The 21,769-nt window shown below is 64.8% G+C and carries 22 protein-coding genes; 4 read left to right on the top strand and 18 right to left on the bottom strand.

The window, feature by feature from the left end; all coding sequences use genetic code 11:
* Window positions 1–37 precede the first annotated feature (37 nt).
* Entirely contained in the window at window positions 38–1,018 is a 981-nt protein-coding gene (locus tag ACFZAI_RS16575; RefSeq protein ID WP_391567931.1) for a Bug family tripartite tricarboxylate transporter substrate binding protein, read from the bottom strand.
* A gap of 159 nt (window positions 1,019–1,177) precedes the next feature.
* Here ACFZAI_RS16575 and ACFZAI_RS16570 point away from each other — a divergent pair, with 159 nt between their 5' ends.
* Entirely contained in the window at window positions 1,178–2,074 is an 897-nt protein-coding gene (locus ACFZAI_RS16570) for a LysR family transcriptional regulator (RefSeq protein WP_245636238.1), read from the top strand.
* 15 nt (window positions 2,075–2,089) lie between these two features.
* Here ACFZAI_RS16570 and ACFZAI_RS16565 read toward each other — a convergent pair whose 3' ends face one another.
* From ACFZAI_RS16565 to ACFZAI_RS16525, 9 genes are all read right to left on the bottom strand, one after another.
* Window positions 2,090–2,923, bottom strand: a complete 834-nt coding sequence (locus tag ACFZAI_RS16565) for a GyrI-like domain-containing protein (RefSeq protein ID WP_391567930.1) — start codon at window positions 2,921–2,923, stop codon at window positions 2,090–2,092.
* A 553-nt stretch (window positions 2,924–3,476) separates the two neighbouring features.
* Window positions 3,477–4,412, bottom strand: a complete 936-nt coding sequence (locus ACFZAI_RS16560; RefSeq protein ID WP_391567929.1) for a 2-hydroxyacid dehydrogenase — start codon at window positions 4,410–4,412, stop codon at window positions 3,477–3,479.
* 147 nt (window positions 4,413–4,559) lie between these two features.
* Entirely contained in the window at window positions 4,560–5,630 is a 1,071-nt protein-coding gene (locus ACFZAI_RS16555; protein WP_391567928.1) for an ABC transporter substrate-binding protein, read from the bottom strand.
* The gene (locus ACFZAI_RS16550; RefSeq protein WP_391567927.1) at window positions 5,627–6,796 is read right to left on the bottom strand and encodes an NAD(P)/FAD-dependent oxidoreductase; all 1,170 of its coding nucleotides are present in this window, start codon (window positions 6,794–6,796) and stop codon (window positions 5,627–5,629) included. Before ACFZAI_RS16550 ends, ACFZAI_RS16555 begins: the two co-directional genes overlap by 4 nt.
* Entirely contained in the window at window positions 6,793–8,178 is a 1,386-nt protein-coding gene (locus tag ACFZAI_RS16545; protein ID WP_391567926.1) for an FAD-dependent oxidoreductase, read from the bottom strand. The genes ACFZAI_RS16550 and ACFZAI_RS16545 overlap by 4 nt, the downstream gene beginning before the upstream one ends.
* Window positions 8,175–8,516 carry a (2Fe-2S)-binding protein gene (locus tag ACFZAI_RS16540; RefSeq protein WP_391567925.1) on the bottom strand — a complete coding sequence of 114 codons (342 nt, stop codon included), beginning with the start codon at window positions 8,514–8,516 and terminating at the stop codon, window positions 8,175–8,177. The genes ACFZAI_RS16545 and ACFZAI_RS16540 overlap by 4 nt, the downstream gene beginning before the upstream one ends.
* Before the next feature lie 37 nt (window positions 8,517–8,553).
* Window positions 8,554–9,348 carry an ABC transporter permease gene (locus ACFZAI_RS16535; protein ID WP_391567923.1) on the bottom strand — a complete coding sequence of 265 codons (795 nt, stop codon included), beginning with the start codon at window positions 9,346–9,348 and terminating at the stop codon, window positions 8,554–8,556.
* A gap of 18 nt (window positions 9,349–9,366) precedes the next feature.
* The gene (locus tag ACFZAI_RS16530; RefSeq protein WP_391567921.1) at window positions 9,367–10,248 is read right to left on the bottom strand and encodes an ABC transporter permease; all 882 of its coding nucleotides are present in this window, start codon (window positions 10,246–10,248) and stop codon (window positions 9,367–9,369) included.
* Window position 10,249: 1 nt separating this feature from the next.
* On the bottom strand, window positions 10,250–11,320 hold the full coding sequence (locus ACFZAI_RS16525; protein ID WP_391567920.1) for an ABC transporter ATP-binding protein: 1,071 nt from the start codon (window positions 11,318–11,320) through the stop codon (window positions 10,250–10,252).
* Between the two features lie 192 nt (window positions 11,321–11,512).
* On the opposite strand from ACFZAI_RS16525, the gene ACFZAI_RS16520 reads away from it, so the two are divergent.
* Window positions 11,513–12,355: an IclR family transcriptional regulator gene (locus ACFZAI_RS16520; protein WP_391567919.1), complete on the top strand. Its 843-nt coding sequence runs from the start codon at window positions 11,513–11,515 to the stop codon at window positions 12,353–12,355.
* A gap of 62 nt (window positions 12,356–12,417) precedes the next feature.
* Here ACFZAI_RS16520 and ACFZAI_RS16515 read toward each other — a convergent pair whose 3' ends face one another.
* The gene (locus ACFZAI_RS16515) at window positions 12,418–13,581 is read right to left on the bottom strand and encodes an alpha-hydroxy acid oxidase (RefSeq protein ID WP_054420912.1); all 1,164 of its coding nucleotides are present in this window, start codon (window positions 13,579–13,581) and stop codon (window positions 12,418–12,420) included.
* Between the two features lie 207 nt (window positions 13,582–13,788).
* Window positions 13,789–14,685 (bottom strand): phytanoyl-CoA dioxygenase family protein, encoded by an 897-nt coding sequence (locus ACFZAI_RS16510; RefSeq protein WP_391567917.1) that lies wholly within the window; start codon window positions 14,683–14,685, stop codon window positions 13,789–13,791.
* A 161-nt stretch (window positions 14,686–14,846) separates the two neighbouring features.
* Between ACFZAI_RS16510 and ACFZAI_RS16505 the strand changes: the two genes are divergently transcribed.
* On the top strand, window positions 14,847–15,155 hold the full coding sequence (locus ACFZAI_RS16505) for an acylphosphatase (protein WP_054420910.1): 309 nt from the start codon (window positions 14,847–14,849) through the stop codon (window positions 15,153–15,155).
* 84 nt (window positions 15,156–15,239) lie between these two features.
* On the opposite strand, the gene ACFZAI_RS16500 is transcribed toward ACFZAI_RS16505, so the two are convergent.
* The 6 genes from ACFZAI_RS16500 to ACFZAI_RS16475 all read right to left on the bottom strand — a co-directional run bounded on the left by ACFZAI_RS16500 (window position 15,240) and on the right by ACFZAI_RS16475 (window position 20,468).
* Window positions 15,240–16,148, bottom strand: coding sequence for an EamA family transporter (locus tag ACFZAI_RS16500; protein WP_391567916.1), 909 nt, complete (start codon window positions 16,146–16,148; stop codon window positions 15,240–15,242).
* Between the two features lie 41 nt (window positions 16,149–16,189).
* A complete protein-coding gene (locus tag ACFZAI_RS16495) occupies window positions 16,190–17,248 on the bottom strand; it encodes a threonine aldolase family protein (protein WP_391567915.1) in 1,059 nt (352 codons plus the stop codon).
* A 5-nt stretch (window positions 17,249–17,253) separates the two neighbouring features.
* Window positions 17,254–17,988, bottom strand: a complete 735-nt coding sequence (locus ACFZAI_RS16490; RefSeq protein WP_391568527.1) for an amino acid ABC transporter ATP-binding protein — start codon at window positions 17,986–17,988, stop codon at window positions 17,254–17,256.
* A 33-nt stretch (window positions 17,989–18,021) separates the two neighbouring features.
* A complete protein-coding gene (locus ACFZAI_RS16485; RefSeq protein ID WP_054420907.1) occupies window positions 18,022–18,711 on the bottom strand; it encodes an amino acid ABC transporter permease in 690 nt (229 codons plus the stop codon).
* Between the two features lie 9 nt (window positions 18,712–18,720).
* Window positions 18,721–19,470 carry an amino acid ABC transporter permease gene (locus ACFZAI_RS16480; protein WP_391567914.1) on the bottom strand — a complete coding sequence of 250 codons (750 nt, stop codon included), beginning with the start codon at window positions 19,468–19,470 and terminating at the stop codon, window positions 18,721–18,723.
* An 86-nt stretch (window positions 19,471–19,556) separates the two neighbouring features.
* A complete protein-coding gene (locus ACFZAI_RS16475) occupies window positions 19,557–20,468 on the bottom strand; it encodes an amino acid ABC transporter substrate-binding protein (RefSeq protein ID WP_391567913.1) in 912 nt (303 codons plus the stop codon).
* Window positions 20,469–20,639: 171 nt separating this feature from the next.
* Here ACFZAI_RS16475 and ACFZAI_RS16470 point away from each other — a divergent pair, with 171 nt between their 5' ends.
* On the top strand, window positions 20,640–21,572 hold the full coding sequence (locus ACFZAI_RS16470; protein WP_175170450.1) for a LysR substrate-binding domain-containing protein: 933 nt from the start codon (window positions 20,640–20,642) through the stop codon (window positions 21,570–21,572).
* The last annotated feature ends 197 nt before the right edge of the window (window positions 21,573–21,769 follow it).

The raw sequence follows: 21,769 nt of genomic DNA, 5'->3' as shown, positions 1-21,769 counted from the left end.
ATCGTTCTTCCAATAAAAATGTTGTGGCGCGGGACGATCAATCCAGGCGGATGTCGGCCTTCTTGACCACTTGGCACCACTTGCTGATTTCGTCTTTGATCATCGTGCCGAACGCGGGGCCGGCGACGTCTGAGACCTGCGCGCCTTGCTGCTCCAGATAGGCTTTCATGGCGGGCGCATGCAGGGTTTGCACCAGGCCGTCAGTGAGCTTTTCGCGCAGCGGCTCGGGCATGTTGGCGGGCGCCAGCATGCCGAACCACACCATGGCCTCGTAGCCGGGGTAGCCGGATTCCGCCACGGTAGGCACATCGGGAAGCATGGCCGAGCGTTGCGGCGAGGTCACCGCCAGCGCGCGGAGCTTGCCGTCCTTGATGTAGGGGTAGGACGTCATCACCACGTCCATCATCATGTTGATCTGGCCGCCCACGAGGTCGATCAGCGCGGGGCCGGAGCCGCGATACGGCACGTGCACCATCGACACGCCGGCGGTGGTCTTGAACAGTTCGGCCGCCAGGTGGTTCGACGTGCCTTGGCCGTTGGAGGCGAAGGAATACTTCTCGGGGTCCTTCTTCAACAGCGCCACGAACTCTTGCAGGGTGTTGGCGGGCACCGATTGATTCACCGACATCACGTTGGGAATCGTGGCCACTACCGTCAGCGGGGTGAAGTCTTTGACGGCGTCGTAGGGCAGTTTGGAATACACGCATGGGGCGCTACCGTGCGTGCTGACCGAGCCCATCAGAATGGTGTAGCCGTCGGCCGGCTGGCGGGCGACGTATTCGGTGCCGACGGTGCCGCCCGCGCCGGGTCGGTTTTCGACGATGACGTTGGCGGACAGGCGCTGGCCCAATCCTTCGGCCACCTTGCGCGCAATCAGGTCGGTGGACCCGCCTGCCGCGAATGGCACGACGATGCGGATCACTTTATCCGGCCAGGCGGCGCTGGCGGAACCCGCGGCCGCAAACAACGCGACCCCGGCGGCAATGCGACAGCAACTGCGTATCAGCCCTTGGTTCATGGCTTGGTTTCCCCTTGTTGATAGAACTTCCTTGTGGCCGGATCATGCGTGTCTGGCCTTGGTTCGCTGCAACAACGGGTCCATCCTAGGCCTGCGCATGGAATGACAGCAGTCCTACAGGTTTATATTTGTATAACTGCCATTTATAGGTGCGCGGCCGTGAAGAATCCGGACCTGAATCTGCTTCTGCATTTCGATGCCTTGATGGCGTGCCGCAATGTGTCGCGCGCGGCCGAGCAGCTGAACATCAGCCAGCCCGCGATGAGCGCGGCGATGAACCGGCTGCGGCAATTGTTTGGCGACCCCTTGTTGGTGCGTGAAAGCGGGGCATGGCAACCGACGGTGCGGGCGCTGGAGCTGCATCAGAATTTCAAGCCGCTGTTGGAAGGGTGGCATCGCGCAACGCGCACGCGCGAGGCCTTCGACCCGGCGCATTCTTCGCGCACGCTGTCGTTGTATGCAACGGACTATGTGCAGTACACGCTGCTGCCCAAGCTGATTCCCCGGCTGGCGGTGGATGCGCCGCACTTTCAGCTACAGATCGTGCCGGCGCGGCCGCAGCATGGCTTGAGCATGCTGGACACGAATCATGTGGAGTTGATTGCGGGCTATTTTCCGGACCCGGCGCCGGATCTGCGCACGCGGTTTCTGTATCAGGAACCTGCGGTGTGCATCGTGCGCGAGGGCCATCCCTGTTTGCGCAAGCGCTGGAATCTGGATGCGTACCTGAGCTACGGCCATTTGGATCTGGCGGCGCATACGCGGTACTTCAGTACGGCGATTGACCGCATCCTGATGGGGCAGAACCGCAGCCGCAAGATTGTTGCGACGCTGTCGAGTTATCTGGTGTGCCCGTTCATTGTTGAAGGCTCAGATTTGATTGCGACGATGCCGGTCAGCATTGCGAAGGCGATGACGGGTGCGGCGCGGATTGTGACGCAGAAGGTGCCGCTGACGTTGCCGCCGATTGCGGTGTCGCTGTATTGGCACGAGCGCTATCAGGACGACCCCGCGCACGCCTGGCTCAGGCAGTATCTGGCGGGCGTGCTGGGGTAGTCTTTTTGCGGGGCGCTATTTCAGCGGCAGGCAGATGCGGGTTTGTAGTTGCGCGGGCGGGGTGGTGCGGGGGTCGTTCAGGTATTGCTCGAACATGGGGAAGTCGGCGGGCGTCATGCCGCTTGCGGGCAGCCATTCCGAGAACATCCAGTTGTAGGGTTTGCTCATTTCGTTGTAGGGGCCGGTGTAGGTCAGGATGGCGCAGCGGCCGGCGGGAATTTCAAAGCGTTCGAGTTCGCTGCCCAGGTCGGCGTCGGGGGCCACGGACATGCCGGCCAGGGATCGCAGCTGGCTTTCCGGGACTTGTTCGGGGTCATCGAAGTAGACGCCGAAGCCGATGGATTCGGGCGCGGCGATGCCGCGGCTGGCGGCCAGCATGAAGGCGCGGGTGAAGGTGGCGCCGATGTCCTGGTAGCTGCCGCGATGGGGCAGGACGGCGAGGGTGGCGCCGGGGAAGGTTTCGATGTCGATGGGGTACATGGCTTGCTCCTTGGGGGTGAAGGGTTGGGAGCGGGCGGCCCGATACCGGCCCGGAGAGATGCCAAATACGTTCCCGAATGCACGGTTGAACGCGGCGTCGGAGTCGTAGCCGGCGCGTTGCGCAACGTTGCGTAGCGGGTCCTGCGTGCCAGCCAGGGCAATTGCTGCGCGATGCATGCGAAGACGCTGGACGGTGGCGTTGACGGTTTCGCCCATCATGGCGCGGTAGACCCGGTGAAAGTGATACGGCGACAGGCAGGCCAAATCGGCAAGCTGGTGCAGGTCGGGGTCGGCGTCAGGGTGGGCGGCTAGCCAGTGCAGGACGGGGGTTAGACGCTGGGCGTAATGGGTTCGGGTTTCGGGCTTCATGCTGGCTCCTTGGAGGAGCAATGTAGCGTTGGGCGGTTTGCAGATTTTGCGGTTTTTTTTTTGTTGCTGTTGCTGTTGCTGTTGCTGTTGTTGATGCTGTTGTTGTTGCTGTTGTTGTTGCTGTTGTTTTTGTGTTCTTTTGACGCGTGGGGTGACTGGGGCCGGTGGGGCGCGGGTCAACGATTGCGGTCCGGAGCCTTCGCTCCGGACTGCCCCGTCGTCATCTTCGTCAGCGCCTGCGGCGCCTCCTTCAGATTCCCTCGGGCTTATCGACTCCCCGCACCCCACCAGCCCCAGTCACCCCACGCTCCGTCAATGGAAATTTCACGTCAGCTGGGGCGAGTCGTTTGCTTGGGGTTCTGGCCAACGGCGGGGTGTGATGGAAGATCTTGCAGGGCCCGCCCCAGGCCGGCCGCGCGGGCGGCCTTTTGGGGCTTACGCGTTGGGATGGTTGGGCGACTTTTGGGGCTTACGCGTGGTGATCGCCGGACGATTTTTTGGGGTGTCGCGTTGCGTTCGAAATGGGGGGTGCGCGGCCCATTATCGGCGTGACTCAGTATCCGCGTACCGGGTCGAAGATATTTGGCAGGGCTTCGCCGCGCTCATTCGCTTCAATCAACCACGCCGTATGACGCGCGCGCTCTTTGCGATCGGGGATCGCCGCGCAATGCGGCGTGATGATGATGCCGGGGTGCGTCCACAACGGGGAATCTTCGGGCAACGGCTCTTGCTCAAACACGTCAAGAACCGCCTGGTGCAGGTGGCCGCTGTCCAACGCGTTGATGACGTCTTGCGTCACCATGTGCGAGCCGCGGCCGGCGTTGATCAGGCTGGCGCCGCGGGGTAGTTGCGATAGCGTGGCGGCGTTCAGGATGCCTTTGGTCGCGTCGGTGGCGGGAAGCAGGCAGACGAGCAGGTCGGTGTTGGAGAGGAACTCGCCGAACTGGTCTTGGCCGGCGTAGGAGGGCAGGCCGTCGAGTTTGCTGGCGCCGCGTGACCAGCCGCTGACGGGGAAGCCAACGCGTGACAGCAATTGCGCGCTGGACACGCCCAGGTGGCCCAGGCCCATGATGCCGACGCGCACGTCGGCGGCGACGCGCAGGGAGTCGAACAGTTCCCAGTGGCGGCGCGACTGGTTGTCGACGACGCGCTTGATGTCGCGGGTGAGCATCAGCGCAGAGGTCAGCACGAACTCGGCCATTTCGGTCTGGGTGCGGCGGGTGACCATGCGGGCGATGGACAGGTGGCGCGGCAGTTGCGGGTCGGCCAGGATGTGGTCGACGCCGGCGCCTGCGCTGATGATGAGTTTCAGGTTGGGGAAGGTGGCCAGCCGGCCGGCGTCGGGGGCCCAGACCAGCGCGTAGTCGACGCTGGCCGGGTCGACGTTTTCGTGCCAGCCCACCACGTCCAGCGCCGGGGCGAAGGTGCGGAATTGTGCGCGCCATTCGTCTATGGCTTGGGGGCCGCCGGAGTTGATGATGAGCCGCATGGTGGTGGTTCCCTTTTTCCCTGGGTGTGGGCGTCGGCGCGCCCGGAGCGTGTTGCGCGGTGCGCGCCTGCGGTTTATCCACAGGCGGCGCGCCGCAAGATCTTAGCAACGTTTTCGGTGTCGCCGTGCCAGATCTTGATCCGCTATTTAACGTTCCACCGTGCGGTTCCAGCGGGCGTTGAAGGCGGGGCGTGCGGTGTTGATCTGGTCCCAGTCCAGGATCTTGGCGTTTTCCATGTAGCCCTGGAAGCGCTTGAGGGCTTCGGCGTTGTCGGCGGGGGCCTTCACGTTTTTGTTCGACGGGAAGTGGCCGCCCATTTCCAGCGCCTTGGCTTGCGCGCTGGCCGACAACAGGTACAGCGCCAGCTTCTGCGAGAGCTCGGGTTCGCTGTTCTTGGCGATGACGCATTCACCCACCATCAGAATCACCGAGCCCTCTTTGGGCTGCGCGTATTCCACGGGGATGTCGCGCTTCTTCAAGCGGGCGATGGCGGTGGGGGTCAGCGGGAAGATGGCGGCTTCGTTGGACTGGATCATCTCGGCCAGCTTGGCCGAGTTGGGGATGTATTCCAGTACGTTGGGGCCGATGGTGTCGGGCCACTTCTTGAAGCCCGGTTCGTAGTTCTTGTCGTCGCCGCCCTGGATGCGGTTGAACATCAGGAAGCCGTGCAGGCCGAAGGTGCTGCCCGATGCCGACTGGAACACCACCTTGCCCTTGTATTTCGGGTCGGCCAAGTCCATCCATGACGTGGGCGGCGCCCAGCCCTTGTCGGCGAACATCTTGGTGTTGTAGCCCAGGCCCGTCATGCCGATGTCGATGCCGGCCGCCATGCGGTCTTTCATCACGGCGGTGGGGTAGAGCTCTTTCAGCACGGGGTCGTCGTTCAACTGTTCGCACAGGCCCATCGAAATCGCGCGCGCCATGATGCCGTCGTCCAGGAACATGACGTGCATCTGCGGTTTGTCTTTGTAGGCTTGCGCCTTGGCCAGCACGTCGGTGGACGTGCCGGGCACCACAACGATCTTTACGTTGTTGGCCTTTTCGAAGTCCGGGAACACGTACTGCGTGAAGGCGCGTTCCATGTCGCCGCCGTTCATGCCGACGTACAACGTCTTCTGCTGCGCCACGGCGCCTGCGGACAGCAACGTCATCATCGCCGCGCCCAGCAGCCACTTCCCCTTGCTCAGGCGCGATGCGCCCTGTTTCTTATCCATCATGGTGACTCCAGCGTTTGCTCACGAACACTCTCAGGCCGAGCCGCGGCGCCGTGAGCGGCCACCGCGTATCGTTCAATGCGGAAGGCATCGATAGGAATGGAGGACTGGCCGCGCACGACCAATTCGGACAGCACTTCGCCCACGGCGGGGCCGATCTGAAAGCCCGCGCCCGACAGGCCGAAGGCGTGGAACAGGCCTGGCACGGTGGCGCTGGGACCCAGCACCGGGTTGTGGTCGGGCATATTGCCTTCCACGCCGGTCCAGAAGCGGATGACCTGGGCGCCGCGCAACACGGGCAGCAGCTTCGTGGCGTTCGCCATCAGCGTGCCCAGGCCGGCGCGTCCGGGCCGTGCGAAGTCGGGGTCTGACGACACGCCGCGTCCGCCGCCGATCACGCAGTTGCCGCGCGCAACCTGGCGGGCATAGATGCCGCCGCCTTGTATGCCTAAGCTGACGCTCGTGAATACGGGCAGCGGTTCGGTCACCATCATCAGCGGGTGGATGGAGGTCTCGGGCACCGGTTCGCCGAAGGCTTCGGCAAAGCGGCCGGCCCAGGCGCCCGCGCAATTGAGCAGGTAGCGCGCGCGCACTTCGATATCGCCCGTGCGCACGATGAAGCGCGAGCCGTCGTGTTCGGCGGAGGTGACGCGCGCACCTTCGCGCACATCCGCGCCCAAGGCGCGTGCGGCCCGGCCGAACGCCGGGGACACCAATCGCGGGTTGGCGTGGCCGTCTTCGGGGCAGAATGAACCGCCTGCAACGTCCTGGCCCAGCCAGCCGAAACGTTGCGCAAGCGTGCGGCGGTCCAGCATTTCCAGGTGCATGCCAAAGCCGCGCGTGCGTTCGCGATACGCTTCCAGCAGCACCATGTCGGCTTCCGAGGCGGCCAGTTTCAGATGGCCGGAACGCACGTATTCGCCATCAATGCCGATCAGCGATGGCAGTTGGCCCCAGAGTTCATGCGCGCGGCGAGTCAGCGGCATCTGTTCCAGCCCACGGCCTTGGCGGCGCACACCGCCATAGTTCACGCCGCTTGCGCGCGCGCCGCACAGCGCCGCTTCCAGCAGCACCACGGGCACGCCTAGCCGGCGCAGGAACAAGGCGGCGCTGCCGCCGACAATGCCGCCGCCGATGATGGCCACTTCCGTATCAATGCGCTGCGTCATGCCGACACCTGCTCTTGCCGTTCCAGGCACACCACGCGCACCGGCACGGGTTTGACGGGCGGCTGGTTGCGCAAGCGGCCAACCTCGGCGGGTGACCGGCCGCAGGCGTGCGCCAAGACTTCCGCCGCGGCCGCGCCGCACATGCGGCCCTGGCAGCGGCCCATGCCTACGCGCGTCAGGGCTTTGACGCGATTCAGTTCCTGCGCATCCGTGTCGCGTACGGCTTGCCGCAGCGTGCCGGCGGTGACTTCTTCGCAGCGGCACAGCACGGTGTCGTCCGCAATGCTGGCTGCCCAATCTTCGGGGAAGGGAAATGCGCGTTCCAGTGCGGTGCGCACGCGGCTATTGGCGGCGAGCTTTGCTTCCAGCACACGAGCGCGCTTTGCATCCTGCGCATGCCCCGTGTCTTCCAGCAAGGCCAGCGCGGCGCGTTCGCCGGCAAGTTCGGCGGCATCCGCGCCGCCGATGGCCGCGCCGTCGCCCGCCACGTAAACGCCCGGCACGCTGCTGCGTCCGGCGGCATCGCGCCGGGGCGTCCAGTTGCGGTCGCGGGCGTTGAATTCGAACGCGCAGCCCACCAGGCTGGCCAGCTGTGTTTCGGATCGCAAGGCCAAGCCATAGGCCACGGCGTCGCAATCAATGGTGTGCGTGCGCGAGCCCTGGCGATAGCTCAGCCCCGTCACGCGTGCGTCACCCTGCACGGCCACCGGCCGCACACCGGACCGCAGCGGCACGCCGTGCGCGCGTAGCCATGCCATGTAGTACAGGCCCTTGGCCAAGAGGCCAGGTGCGCGCATGAGGCCCGGCAAGGCTGCCAGCCGATCCGCGAAGCGCGAGGTATCCAGCACCGCCGCCACCTGTGCGCCGGCCTTGGCGTACTGATACGCCACCAGATACAGCAACGGCCCGGTGCCCATGAAGGCCACGCGCGAACCGATGGCGCAGCCCTGGAACTTCAGCGCCACCTGCGACCCGCCCAAGGTGTAGACGCCGGGCGTCAGCCAGCCGGGAAAGGGCAGCACGCGGTCCGTCGCGCCCGTGGCCAGGATCAAATGCGTGTACGGCACGGCCGTGCTGACGCCATCCTGCAAAACGTCCAGCGTCTTGCCTTCCACGTTCCACACCAGGCTGCCGGGGCGGTAATCCACCTGCGGCAGTATGTCGGCCATGGCGCGATGCACGGCATCGGCCTTGCGGTGTTCGAACCCATAGAGCTCGGATTTTGCGCGTTGGAATCCGGGGGGCGGCTGGCGGTAGATCTGGCCACCGGCGCGCGGCGCTTCGTCCAGGATGACGGGGCGCAGGCCTTGCGCCACCAGCGCTTGGGCTGCGCGCACGCCAGCGGGGCCGGCGCCCACAATCACAGGCATCATCATGCTCATGCTGCGTCGTCCTCTGGCCATGCTGCGGCCGATAGCGAACCCGGCACGGCGGCAGGCGCAAGCGGCGTGCTTTGCAGGCGCATGCCCGGCTCGATGAAGGTGGAACAGGCGCGCACGCGCGAGCCGTCTTCCAGCTGCATCCAGCAGTCCTGGCAGGCGCCCATCATGCAGAAGCCCGCGCGTGGGCCGCCGCCAAATTCAGAGTGACGCACGCGGTCGGCTTGGGTCAGCACGGCGGTCAGCACGGTGTCGCCGGCCAAGGCGTGGCAGGCTTGCCCGTCAAGCGTGAACGTCACCGCAGGCCGGCCCGTTTCGGCCAGGCGTTTCAGAATTGCCATAATGCCGGCGCCTCTCTTGTTGCAAATGGCGGTGTGATCATTTCTGGCCCACCAGAACGCGGTCCAGTCCGTAGACGCGGTCCAGCAGCAGCATGGTGACGGCGGTCAGGCCGATGACCAGCGCAGACACGGCGGCCATCATCGGGTCGATGGATTCGGTGGCGTACATGTACATGCGCACGGGCAGCGTGATGGTGGACGGCGCGGTGATGAACACCGACATCGTCAGCTCGTCAAAGCTGTTGATGAAGGCCAGCAGCCAGCCGCCCGACACGCCGGGAATGATCAGCGGCAGCGTCACTTGAAAGAACACGGTGGCGCGGCTGGCGCCCAGCGACAGCGCGGCGTGTTCGATGGAGCGGTCAAAGCCGACCAACGCGCCTATCACCAGCCGCATCACATACGGCGTGATGACGACCACGTGCGCGGCCACCAGCCACGGGAAACTTCCCGCCATGCCCATCAGGGCAAAGAAGCGCAGCAGCGCCACGCCCAGCACCAGATGCGGGATCATCAGCGGCGACAGGAACAAACCGTTCAACACGTCGCGGCCCGGAAAGCGGTAACGCGTGATGGCGATGGCCGCCGGCACCGCCAGGCACACTGCGATGGTGGCCGACAGAAAGGCCAGCCACAGGCTGTTCTGAAAGGCCTGCATGAAGTTGGGATGGTCGAACACGGCGCGGAACCAGCGCAGCGAAAAGCTTGAGGTGGGCACCGTCAATGTGGTGTCTGGCGTGAACGCGACGAGGCACACGATGACCAGCGGCGCCAGCACGAACGCCACCACCAGGAAGTTGAACGCCAGCGCGAAAGGACCGTTCTTCTGCATGTTGGATTCCTTTGCGGGCTAGCCGAGGCTGCGGCGGTAAGAGCGTTCAACGACGCGGTTGTACGCCATCATGATGATCACGTTGACCACCAGCAGCACGATCGCGATGGCCGCGCCCAGCGGCCAATTCAGTTCGGTCAGGAACTCGTCGTACACGACGGTGGCCACCATCTTCAGACGGCGTCCGCCCAGCAGCGCGGGAATGGCGAACGAGCTGGCCGACAGGCCGAACACGATCAGGCTGCCCGACAAGATGCCCGGCATTGCCTGCGGCAGCACGATGCGCGTCAGCGTCTGAAAGCGCGAGGCGTTCAGCGACAGCGCGGCATGTTCAACGGTGGGGTCGAGCTTTTGCAGCGAGGTCCAGACCGGGATCACCATGAAAGGCAGCATCACATGCACTAGGCCGATGATGACGGCGGTGGGCGTGTACAGCAGCGGCCCCATTCCCAACGCCGCAGCCGCCTTGCCAATGGCGCCGCCCGGGCCCAGCAGCATGCTCCAGCCAAAGGCGCGCACCACCAACGAGATCAGCAACGGCGACAGCACGACCAGCAGGAAGATGGAGCGCCAGGGCTTGCCCATGCGCGACAGGATGTAGGCTTCAGGCGCGCCGATCAGCACGCAGATCAGCGTGGTGACGCCCGCGATCCAGAACGTGCGCCAGAAGATTTCCAGGAAATAGCTGTCGGTGACCACCGCCAGATAGTGTTCGAACGTGTGGCCCGGCAAGATGCCCGCACCGTAGTCGAAGGGGCGGAACGACAGCACGAAGGTCAGCGCCAGCGGCGTCAGCACCAGCGTCAAAAACACAATGGCCAGCGGCAGCGAACCCAGGATGGCGAGCGTGCCGTCGTTGCGCGGCTTGGGGCCGGCGGCGGCTTGAGTCAGGGTCGCCATGTCACGCGGCCTCTTGCGCGAGGGGCGCGCGCAGCACGCGCAACACGCCTTCGGCCCAGTCCAGGCCGATGGTTTCGCCGTCGTCGTGCGGACGGCGGCCGTCGTTGGGCGTCAGGATCGTCAGCGCCCCCACGGGCGAATCCAGGTCGTACATCCACTGGCTGCCCAGGAAATAGCGCGTGTTGACCACACAGGCCAGCTTGCCCTGGCCGGCCGGCACGGGCACGAGCTTTTCCGGGCGCAGCGACAACTGCACGGTGTCGCCATGGCGCAAGCCTTCGCCGTCCACCACGACGCGCAGCGCGCCGGTTTCGATTTCGGCCTGCGCGCCGCAACGCGTCACGCGGCCCGGCAGCAGATTGGTCTTGCCCACAAAGCGCGAGATGAATTCGGTTTGCGGATGTTCGTACATGCGAAACGGCGCATCGACCTGGGTCGCGCGGCCATCCTGCATGACCACGACGCGGTCGCTGATGGACAGCGCTTCGGCCTGGTCATGCGTGACCATGACGGTGGTGGTGCCGATCTTCTTCTGGATGCTGCGCAGCTCGAACTGCATGTCTTCGCGCAGCTTGGCGTCCAGGTTGGACAGCGGCTCGTCCAGCAGCAGCACGGGCGGGCGGATGACCAGCGCGCGCGACAGCGCCACGCGTTGGCGCTGCCCGCCAGAGAGTTCACGTGGAAAGCGGTCGGCGTGCTTGTCCAGCTTCACCAGCGCCAGCGCTTCCCGCACGCGCTCCTGGCGTTCCGCTCGGTCCACCTTGCGCATCTTCAGCCCGAAGGCCACGTTGTCGGCAACCGTCAGGTGCGGAAACAGCGCATAGCTCTGGAACACGATGCCCAGCCCGCGCGTGTTGGGTTTGGCGTGGGTGATGTCGCGCCCATCCAGCGTGATGGTGCCGCGGGTAACGTCGGCAAAGCCGGCAATCATCTGCAAGGTGGTGGTCTTGCCGCAACCGGATGGCCCCAGCAGCGAGACGAACTCGCCTTGCTCCACAGTCAGGCTCAGATCGGAAACGACGCGCAGGTCGCCGTAGTTCTTGGAGACGTTGTCCAGCCGCAGAAATGACATTTTCCAAACCCCGTCGCCCGGTGCGGGCGTTGCGCCGCGCGGAGCGGCTTATTGATGGGGCAGTCTAGGATTTGCCAAAAGCCGGGGTCAATTAGGGTTTTCCGAAGAATCGAATTTTTTAAGTATTAATTCCATCTAGCTGAATTTCCTGATAAAAATACATCCAACAATTTTGATTATCGGAACCAAAGAATGAAGAAATCAGAAACGGCAGAAGATTCCGGCGGCCAGGGCGTGTTGCAGCGGGCCTTTGCCGTGCTGCGCGTGCTGGCGGACGCAAAGGGAGAAAAGCTGCGCCTGACCGATATCGCCGCGCGCACCGGCCAGGCGCAAGCCACGGTGCACCGGGTGCTGCAAGGGCTGATGCAGGAAGGCGTGGTCGAGCAGCCCGCGCAAAGCAAGGGCTACCAATTAAGCGTGGCGTTCTTCTCGCTGGCGGCGGCGGCAGGCACGCATCAGTCGAGCCTGCGTTCGTTGTACCGGCCGGCCATGCTGCGTTTGTCAGGCATGTTGAACGACACGATTTTTCTGCTGGTGCGCAGCGGTTTCGATGCGGTGTGCGTGGACCGCGTGGACGGCGCATTTCCCGTGCGTTCGCATACGGGCGACATTGGCGGACGGGTGCCGTTGGGCATGGGCCAGGGCGGCCTGGTGCTGTTGGCCAGCCTGCCGGAAGCCGAACGCGAAGAGGTGATTCGCTTCAACATTCCGCGGCTGCATCATCTGGGTTTTGTCGACGAAATCTCGATGCGCGTGCGCATCAAGGAATGCCAGGAACTGCACTACGCGCGCAGCCAGGGGCAGGGCGTGTTCCCGAATATCGCGGGGCTAGCGGTGCCGGTGTATGACGCGAACGGCGTGACGGTGGCGGCGCTAAGCGTCGCCGCCCCCATCGAACGCATCAACGACGAACGCCTGCCGCTCATCGTGGAAATGCTGCGCCGCGAGGCCGATGCGGTCGGCGCGCAGATCAACCCGTTTGACCCGGCGTTGCGGCGGCCGAGCCAGTATTTAGGGGCGGGCAACGGCGGCTGAACAGACCGCGCGGTCTTTGCTACGCCCCCGTTGTTGTTGCCCCCGCGACGAGGGCGCACGCATCAGTTCGGATACGTGCCCGGCAGCAGGATGCTGCGGTCGCCCGGCTCGATCGAGCGGCGGCCGCACAGGGCCATCGTCGTGTCCATTTCCTTGTAGAGCAGCTCCAGCGCACGGGTCACGCCCGCCTGGCCGTAGGCGCCCAGGCCGTACAGGAAAGCGCGGCCGATCATCGTGCCGCGTGCGCCCAGCGCCACGGCCTTCAGGATGTCCTGGCCGGAACGGATGCCGCCGTCCATCCAGACTTCGATCTTCGAGCCCACCGCATCGGCAATCGACGGCAGCGCGGCAATTGACGACATGGCGCCGTCCAGCTGGCGCCCGCCGTGGTTGCTGACGATCAGCGCATCCGCGCCGCTATTGGCGGCCAGCTGCGCGTCTTCCACATCCAGGATGCCCTTGATGATGAGCTTGCCGCCCCAGCGCTGCTTGATCCATTCCACGTCGTCCCAGCTCAAGCGCGGGTCGAATTGTTCGGCCGTCCAGGCCGACAGCGACGACAGGTCGCTCACGCCCTTGGCGTGGCCGACGATGTTGCCGAAGGTGCGGCGCTTGGTGCCCAGCATGCCCATGCACCAGCGCGGCTTGGTCGCCAGGTTGATCAGGTTGCGGATGGTGGGTTTGGGCGGCGTCGACAGGCCGTTCTTGATGTCTTTGTGGCGTTGGCCCAGGATCTGCAAGTCCAGCGTCAACACCAGCGCGGTGCAGCCAGCAGCCTTGGCGCGGTCGATCAGGTTGGCGACGAATTCGCGGTCGCGCATCACGTAGAGCTGGAACCAGAACGGCTTCTTCGTGGCTTCGGCCACGTCTTCCAGCGAGCAGATGCTCATCGTCGACAGCGTGAACGGCACGCCGAAATCCGCCGCGGCCTTGGCCGCCAGGATCTCGCCATCCGCATGCTGCATGCCGGTAAGCCCGGTCGGCGAAATCGCCAGCGGCATCACCACGTCATGCCCCACCATGGTGGTGCGCAACGACCGGCCTTCCATGTTCACCGCCACGCGCTGACGCAGCTTGATCTTCTGGAAATCGCTTTCATTGGCGCGGTACGTGCCTTCCGTCCAGGCGCCGGAATCGGCGTAGTCGTAGAACATGCGCGGCACGCGCTTTTGCGCAACGGCGCGCAAATCTTCGATGCAGGTGATCGTAGAAAGGTTAGCGGTCATGGGAGGTCTGAGGAGTGATAGAGGTGCGCCAGCTGCGTTTCGTATTTTTAGAATCTGGAGCCGCCGGCTGCGGGCGGCTGTGCCGCAACGCCTGGGTGACAGACCCTGCGGCGCCGCCCAGTATACGCGCCGAGGCCGGCAAGCGCTGCTTGCCGGCCCCGTTCGCCCCCCCTCTGACCGGGGCTCTGCGGCCCCGGTCCACCCAAGCTATCGCGGCCAGACCTTGCTGACCGCGCGGATCGTCGCCCACGCCACCCAGCGCGGGCTGGTCAGCCGCGCGCCCGGCAAGCGGCGCATCACATCCACCGCCAGCCCGCCGCGCTTGTGCCACTGCTTTTTACGGGTCTGGCTATCCGTCCAGCGGCCTTCCAACCACGGGAACTCGCGGCGTCCCGGCTTGTAGACGGGCGGCGTGTTGTAGATCAGGATGTACGCCAGCCGCGGCGACGGCGACGTGTTCGGCCCCGTGAAGTGCAGCGTGCGGGCGTCGTGCACGGTGATGCCGCCCGGGTCCAGCGGTTCGGCCACCGCCTGGTCGCGCGCAAAATCGCCGCAGCATTCCAGCGGATGCAGGGTCTTGTCGCCGCCGGGCGAACGGTGCTCCAGCACGTCCCACTTGTTGGACCCCGGAATGAACTGCATGCAGCCGTTTTCGACGGTTGCCGGTTGCAGCGCCAGCCAGATGCTCAGCTCGTTGTAGACAAAGTCCGGCGAGCGGAACGCCTCGTCCTGGTGCCACGGCGTCTCGGGGCCGAAGGGGCCTGGCTTGAGCAGGGCGTGTTCGCCATACAGCGCGGCCTCTTCGCCCAACAGTTGGCGAGCCAGGTCCAGCGTGCGCTCGTGATAGGCCGTCTTCAACAGACCGGGGGCATAATGACGCGGATCGTGCAGGCTGGGAAACTTGGCCGGCTTGGACGGATCGTCCCGGCTGACAAAGTCGTACTGTGCGCCCTCGTTGTAGCCGGTCTTGTTCGCAAACAGGTCCAGCAACGTCCGCCGGATGTATCCCACTTCATCCTGCGGGCACATGTCCTTCAGGGCCAGGTACCCCTGCTCCCTGTAGCGCGCTGTCTCAGCTTCCGACAACAAACTGGTCTCTTCCATAATGGCTTCTCCAAGCTCTAGTAGCGGGTGTTCCCGTTGGCACGTTTTGACATGAGCTCTAACGTATCGCTTCGGTGCCATCGGGGCCTATAGACCATCCGCCGTAGCCATTACCGCCTACGCACATTGCGCCGGGCGGCGCTTCATCCGAAGGAAATTTCATGCAAGACCCTCAGCAAGCTCCGCAATCCGACACCCATTTCGAAACTGTCCTCGTCAGCATCAGCGGCACCGTGCAAGGCGTGGGATATCGCCACGCCACCGTCAGGCGCGCCCACATGCTGGGGGTGACGGGTTGGGTGCAGAACCTGCTGGACGGCACGGTCGAAGCCCTGGTGCAAGGCACGCCCGACCAGGTGGATCACATGCTGGAGTGGTTGCGGCGCGGCCCGCCGGGCGCATCGGTCACGGAAATCACGACGCGCCGGGAGTACACCGACAAGCGTTACATCCGCTTCGAACAGGTGTAGGCGGATGGGCCGCCCTCGGCAGGACGGTGTAATCCCGTCAGCCGAGCGAGGGGTGCGGGAGCGGGGCGGCCGCTACGGCAACGGTTAGCGGCTGCGCAGCCAGCGTCCGCCCACCTGATTGATGACCAGGCCGGCCAGCACGCAGGCGGCGCCCAGCCATTGCAAGGGCTGCAAACTTTCGCCAAACGCCGCCGACGCCGCCCACAGGCCCACCACCGGCACCAGCAACGAGAACGGCGCGATCTTCGCCGCGGGGTGGCGGGTCAGTAACTGGGTCCACAAAGTGTAGGCCAGGAGCGTCGCCAGCACCGCCAGGTACAGCACCGACAGCGCTTCGCCCCAGCCCATGCCCGTCACCATGCCCACGACCGGCTCCCAGCCGTCGATCAGCACGGCCAGCAGCAGGAAAGGCAGTACAGGCGCGGCGCTGCTCCAGGCGATGAAGGCGAAGGGGTCGTAGCCGGGCGCCTTGCGGCTGGCCAGCCGGACAATCAGGTTGGACACCGCCCACATGAACGCGCCGCCCAGTGTCAGCGCAAAGCCCAGCATCGTCATCTGGCCAGGGCCTTCGCCGCGTCCGCCGGCAATCACCGCCAGCCCCAACGCGGCCACGCCCAGCCCGATCCAATGATGGCGGCGCGCCCGTTCGCCCAGCACGGGCGCCGCCAATAACAAGGTGAAGAACGCCTGCGTCTGGATCACCAATGAAGCCATGCCGGCAGGCATGCCGAACTTCAACGCGGTGAACAGCAGGCCGAATTGGCCCAGCCCCTGCACCAGCCCGTAAGCGGCGATCCAGTGCCACGGCAGCTGTGGCCGTCGCACAAACAGGATCAGGGGAAAGGCCGCCAGCGCGAACCGGAGTGCGCCCAGCATCATGGGGGACAAGCCCCGCATGCCGACCTTCATGACAACAAAATTCAGGCCCCAGATGACCACCACCGCCAAGGCGCAGAAATAGTCTTTACGGGTGAGAGCGGTAGTCGTGGACATCCGGCATTATCGCATCGCCGGCCCCTGCCAGCGGCGATCACTCAACGCTTTTTCAGCACCGTGGCGAAGGCCTGCACGGCGATATCGATGTCCTCATCGTCGATGTGCCGATGGGTCACGCAGCGCAGCCGCGTGCGCCCCCACGGACGGGTCAACAGGCCTTCCGCTTGCAGCGCCGCCACCCACTGGGCGTTCGTCATGCCGGTGTCGGCCGTCTCGACCTGCACGATGTTGGTCTGCGGCACGGTCGCCGACAGCGCAGGCGCCAGGCCATTGATGCCGTCGCTCAAGCGGCGCGCACGGACGTGGTCTTCGACAAGCCGGTCGGTCATTGTCTGCACGCCTTCCAGGCCGGCCGCCGCCATGATGCCGGACTGGCGCTGCGTGCCGCCCAGCATGCGGCGCAAGGTGCGCGCGCGGGCCATCAAGGTCTTGCTGCCCGCCAGCACCGCGCCCACCGGCGCGCTCAGGCCCTTGGACAGGCACAAGGACACCGTGTCGGCGTACTGCGTGATCTCTACCGCTGGCACGCCCAGCGCCACCGCGGCGTTGAACAGGCGCGCGCCGTCCAGGTGCACCGGAATGCCGGCGGCATTGGCCATGCCGTACACGGCCTTCATGTGGTCCAGCGGCAAGACCGCGCCGCCCGCGTTGTTGTGCGACGTTTCCATCGCCACCAGCGACGTCTTCAGCCGATGGCCGCCCGACAAGAGCGCTTCGTCCAGCCGGTTCAGGTCCATCGCGCCATCGGTGCCGGACACGCCCTGGTAGAACAGGCCCGTGAAGGTGGCGGCGCCGCGTTCCGACGTGTACATGTGGGCGGACGATTCCAGCACCACCTGTTCATTGCGCTGCGTTTGCGCCAGCACGGCCAGCAGGTTGGCCATGGTGCAGCTGGGCACGAACAGCCCCGCTTCCTTGCCCAGACGGGCCGCAACATGGGCTTCCAGCGCGCGTACGGAAGGGTCGCCATCCAGGCCGTCGTCGCCAATGGGCGCCGTGCGCATGCGTTCGTACATCGCGGCGGTGGGATGGGTGACCGTATCGCTGCGCAGGTCGACAGGGCTGGTCGGGTGGTCGGCGGGAATCCGCTGGGTCATGGCGTTCAATGCTGCAAAATTTTGGAAAGAAATTGGCGCGTGCGGGCAGCACGTTCCTCTACATTGCCGAAGAACGCGTCTTTGTCGCAGTCTTCAACAATCTTGCCGCCGTCCATGAAGATCACACGGTCGGCGACGCGGCGGGCGAATCCCATTTCATGGGTCACCACCATCATCGTCATGCCCTCGCGAGCAAGGTCGGTCATCACGTCCAGCACCTCGTTGACCATCTCGGGGTCCAGCGCAGACGTGGGTTCGTCAAACAGCATCACCACCGGGTCCATCGATAACGCACGCGCAATCGCCACGCGCTGCTGCTGGCCGCCCGACAGCTCGCCGGGATGCTTGTCCTTGTGCGCGGACAGGCCCACGCGTTCCAGCAGCGCCAGCGCACGCGTGCGCGCCTCGTCCTTGCTGCGGCCCAGCACCTTGACCTGGCCCAGGCACAGGTTTTCGGTCACCGACAGATGCGGGAACAGCTCGAAGTGCTGGAACACCATGCCGGCTACCGCACGCAGCTTGGGCAGATTGGTGCGCGGGTCGCCCACCGAAATGCCGTTGACCACGATGTCGCCCTTCTGAAAAGGCTCCAGCGCGTTCACGGTCTTGATCAGGGTGGACTTGCCGGACCCGGACGGCCCGCACACCACCACGACCTCGCCCTTGCCGACGGTCGTCGTGCATTCATCCAGCACCTGAAAGGCGCCGTACCACTTGCTGACCTGCTTGATCTCGATCATCGGAGGCGTCGAAGAAAATTGCATCGTTAAACCCTATCGCAGCACACGGGTGCGCTTTTCCAGCAGTTTGACCAGGCGGGACGCCGTGAAGCAGATCACGAAATACACCACCGCCACAAAGAGGTAGAGCTCCACCAGCCGGCCATCGCGCTGGCCGATCTTGGAGGCCGCGCCCAGGAAGTCCGTCAGTGACAGCACGTAGACCAACGAGGTGTCCTGGAACAGGATGATCACGCGCGTCAGCAGCGCGGGCACCATGTTGCGAAACGCCTGCGGCAAAATCACGTAGCGCATGCCTTGCCACGGGCTCAGGCCAATCGCCATGCTGGCCGACACCTGACCGCGCGCTATCGACTGGATGCCCGCGCGCATGATTTCGCAGAAGTACGCGGCCTCGAACATCGTGAAGGTGATGACCGCCGAATTGAACGCCCCCACCCGCAAGGGCGTGGGCGACCCCACCACCCAGGCCGCGATGTACGGCACCAGGAAGTAGAACCAGAAGATCACCAGCAACAGCGGAATCGACCGCATCACGTTCACATAAATGCCCGCCGGCACCGACAGAATCTTGAAGCGCGACAAGCGCATCATCGCAAGCAGCGTGCCCAGCGCCAGACCCATCACGGCGGCCAGCACCGTCAGCGTCAGCGTGAACGTCATGCCCGTCTGAAACAGATAGGGCAGGGCGGTCCAGATGACATCGAAATCGAATTTACCCACGGCGTTCCCCTAGCGGCTCTTGCTGGCTGAACCGATCAGCCCGGGAACGGCGACATGGCGTTCAAGCAGGCGCATGCCCAGCACGACGATGCCGTTGAGGATCAGGTAAATCACCGTCGCGGCGGAGAACGCCTCGAAGATGTGGAAACTGAATTCCTGCATGGAGCGCGCCTGGCCGGTCAGTTCCAACAGGCCGATCGTCAGCGCCACCGAGGAATACTTGATGGTGCCCATGAACTCGGAAGTCAACGGCGGCAGCACGATGCGAAACGCTTCGGGCAGGATGATGTAGCGGTACACCTGCACCTCGGTCAGCCCCAACGCGGTGCCCGCCTGGAACTGGCCGCGCGGCAAGGACTGGATGCCGGCGCGCAATTGTTCGGCCACGCGGGCCGACCCGTAAAACCCCAGGCACAGCACGGCAGGCACGAATTGCCCCCACGGCTGCGGCATCTGCTTCATCGCCAGGCCCCAGGCGTGCGGCAGCAGCTCGGGCAGCACGAAGTACCACAGGAACATCTGCACCAGCAGCGGGATGTTGCGGAAGATCTCGACGTAGGTCGCGCCGATAACGTTCATCAGCCGGGACTGCGCCGTGCGCATCACGCCCAGCCACGACCCCAGCAGCAACGAGAAAACCCACGCCGTCAGCGCCAGCGCCAAGGTCCAGCCCACGCCGATCAGGAGCGTCTCCAGGAAGGTGTGCACGCCGTCTGGCGACATTTCCAGGAAGACGCCCCAACTCCAGTTGTAATTCATGCCTGTGCCTTAGATGGCGGCGCCGGCCACGGCGCCTTGCCCCAAAACCGCCGCGGGACGCACTAGGCGTCCCGCGGACTACCTGCTTACTCGTATACCTTGGGGTCACCCGAATCAGTCGGGTTCGCCAGCGCGCGCTTGAGCGCATCGCTCATCGGATACTTCAGGTTGATTTGCTTCGGGGGAATCGGCGAATTGAAGTACTTGTCGTAGATGGCCGCGACCTTGCCGGTCTTGATCAGGTCCACCACGGCGTCGTCCACCACCTTCTTGAAGGCGGGGTCGTCCTTGGGTTCCATGATGCCGTAGGGCGCCATTTCCAGGCCCTTCTTGCCGATCACGAATGCGTCCGGGTTCTTCGACGAGGCCACGGCGCCGTAGGCGATGCCGTCATCGTTGGCCGAACCGGCAGCGCGGCCCGATTCCACCATCAGGATGGTCTCGGCGGTATCCTTCGTCGGCGCCATCGTGATGCCCAGGTTGCCCTTGGCGTTCAGGCCCGAAATCAGGCGGAACGTCTGGCCGCCGGCTTGGGCGGCGATGGTCTTGCCGCGGAACGATTCCAGGTTGTTGGGATCAACGCCACCGTCCTTGCGCGCCACCAGCACCACTTGCGCCACGAAGGTCGTGGGCGCGAACGACACCAGCTTGTGGCGGTCCAGGTTGTTGGTGGTGTTGCCGCATTCCAGGTCGATCGTGCCGTTGGCCAGCAGCGGGATGCGCGTGGCGGAGGTCGTCGGGTTGTAGCGCACTTCCAGCTTGGGCAGCTTCAGCGCGGCCTTCACGTACTGTGCAACTTCCTGGCAGATCTCGACCGTGTACCCGACCGGCTTCTGGTTGCCATCAAGGTAGGCGAAGGGAACCGAGGTTTCAGGGTGACCGATGGTGATCACGCCCGTTTCGCGGATCTTGTCCAGGCGGCTGGGGCCTTCGGCGTGGGCGGTGGCGGCGCTGCCCAGCAAGGCGGCAGCAACCGGGATCGCGGCAAATGCTTTCATCTGAATCCCTTGGCGCCGTGCGTGCGGCGCGTGTTTGTAATGTCGATCAGCGGCGCCAGTTTTTTTGGCAACCGCCGCGTCCCGCGATGAGCCCCGCGGCTGGCAAAAAGTATCAACTAGCAGTATGGTTTTATCCAGTTCCAATCAGGTATTCCTCTATACGGATTTGATATGGCCATTCCACGGATGGGCTTAAGACACATCGAGGCCTTCCGAGCCGTCATGATGACCGGCTCGATGACGGCCGCCGCGCGGCGCGTGCATACCTCGCAGCCGCACGTTAGCCGCTTAATTGCGCAATTGGAAGCCATCACCCAGTTTCCCTTGTTCGACCGCAATGGCAGCCGCCTGAGCCCCACGCAAGACGGCTCGCGCTTCTTCCAAGAGGTGGAAAAGACCTTCATCGGCCTGGCCGGCCTGGAGTCCGCCGCAGCCAGCATCCGCTCATTCAGCGCCAGCCGCCTGAGCGTGGCCGCCATGCCCCGGTTGGCGGGCGGCATCCTGGCGCGCATCGTCGCGGCCTTCAAGACCGAGTACCCGGACGTGATGGTCTCCATCCACTCGGGCAACGCCAGCGCGGTGCATAACTGGATCAGCTCGGGGTTCTGCGACACGGGGCTGGCCATGCTGTCGGGCGACAGCCCCGGCATTCAGGTCGAACCCGTGTTGACGATGAGCTGCGTGGCGGTGCTGCCCAAAGGGCACCGCCTGACCAAACTGAAAAAGCTGAAGCCCGCCGACTTCGCCGGCGAACCGTTCATCGCCTTTCCCAGCGCCACGCCGCTGCGCGAAAAGATCGACGCCGTCTTCAAGGCGGCAAAGGTCGAACGCCAGACGGTGGCCGAAGCCGGGCTGGGCTCATCCGTGTGCGCGCTGGTGGGCGCGGGGCTGGGCGTGGCGCTGATCAACCCGCTGGCGGCGCGCGAAGAGTACGAGGCCAACGGCGTCGAGGTCCGCCCCTTCAGCCCGTCGGTGCCGGTGACAGTGGCGCTGCTGTATCCCCCGTATCACACACGCACGCGGCTGGTCAGCGTGTTCTCTCGCTACGCGCATCAGCTGATGAATGAAGAGATGGCGGACCTGAAGGCGCGGGCGCCGCGGTAGGGTGAAGCGTTAGCGGATCAGAGGGCGCGGGCCCCGCGGTAGGCGCAGGGACTAAGCGGCCTACGCCCGGCCATCCGCATTCTGCGCATCGTGACCAGCCTGCAAATACAAATACGCGCGATTTCCCACTGATGCTTCCCAACCACTCCCGGCGCACCGAAAAAAGCGTCCCGATGCGAATCCGAATTTGAACCACG

The sequence above is a fragment of the Achromobacter sp. NPDC008082 genome, from assembly GCF_042957345.1.
Lineage (GTDB): Bacteria > Pseudomonadota > Gammaproteobacteria > Burkholderiales > Burkholderiaceae_B > Achromobacter > Achromobacter kerstersii_A.
This window is presented reverse-complemented; position numbering and strand designations above follow the sequence as displayed.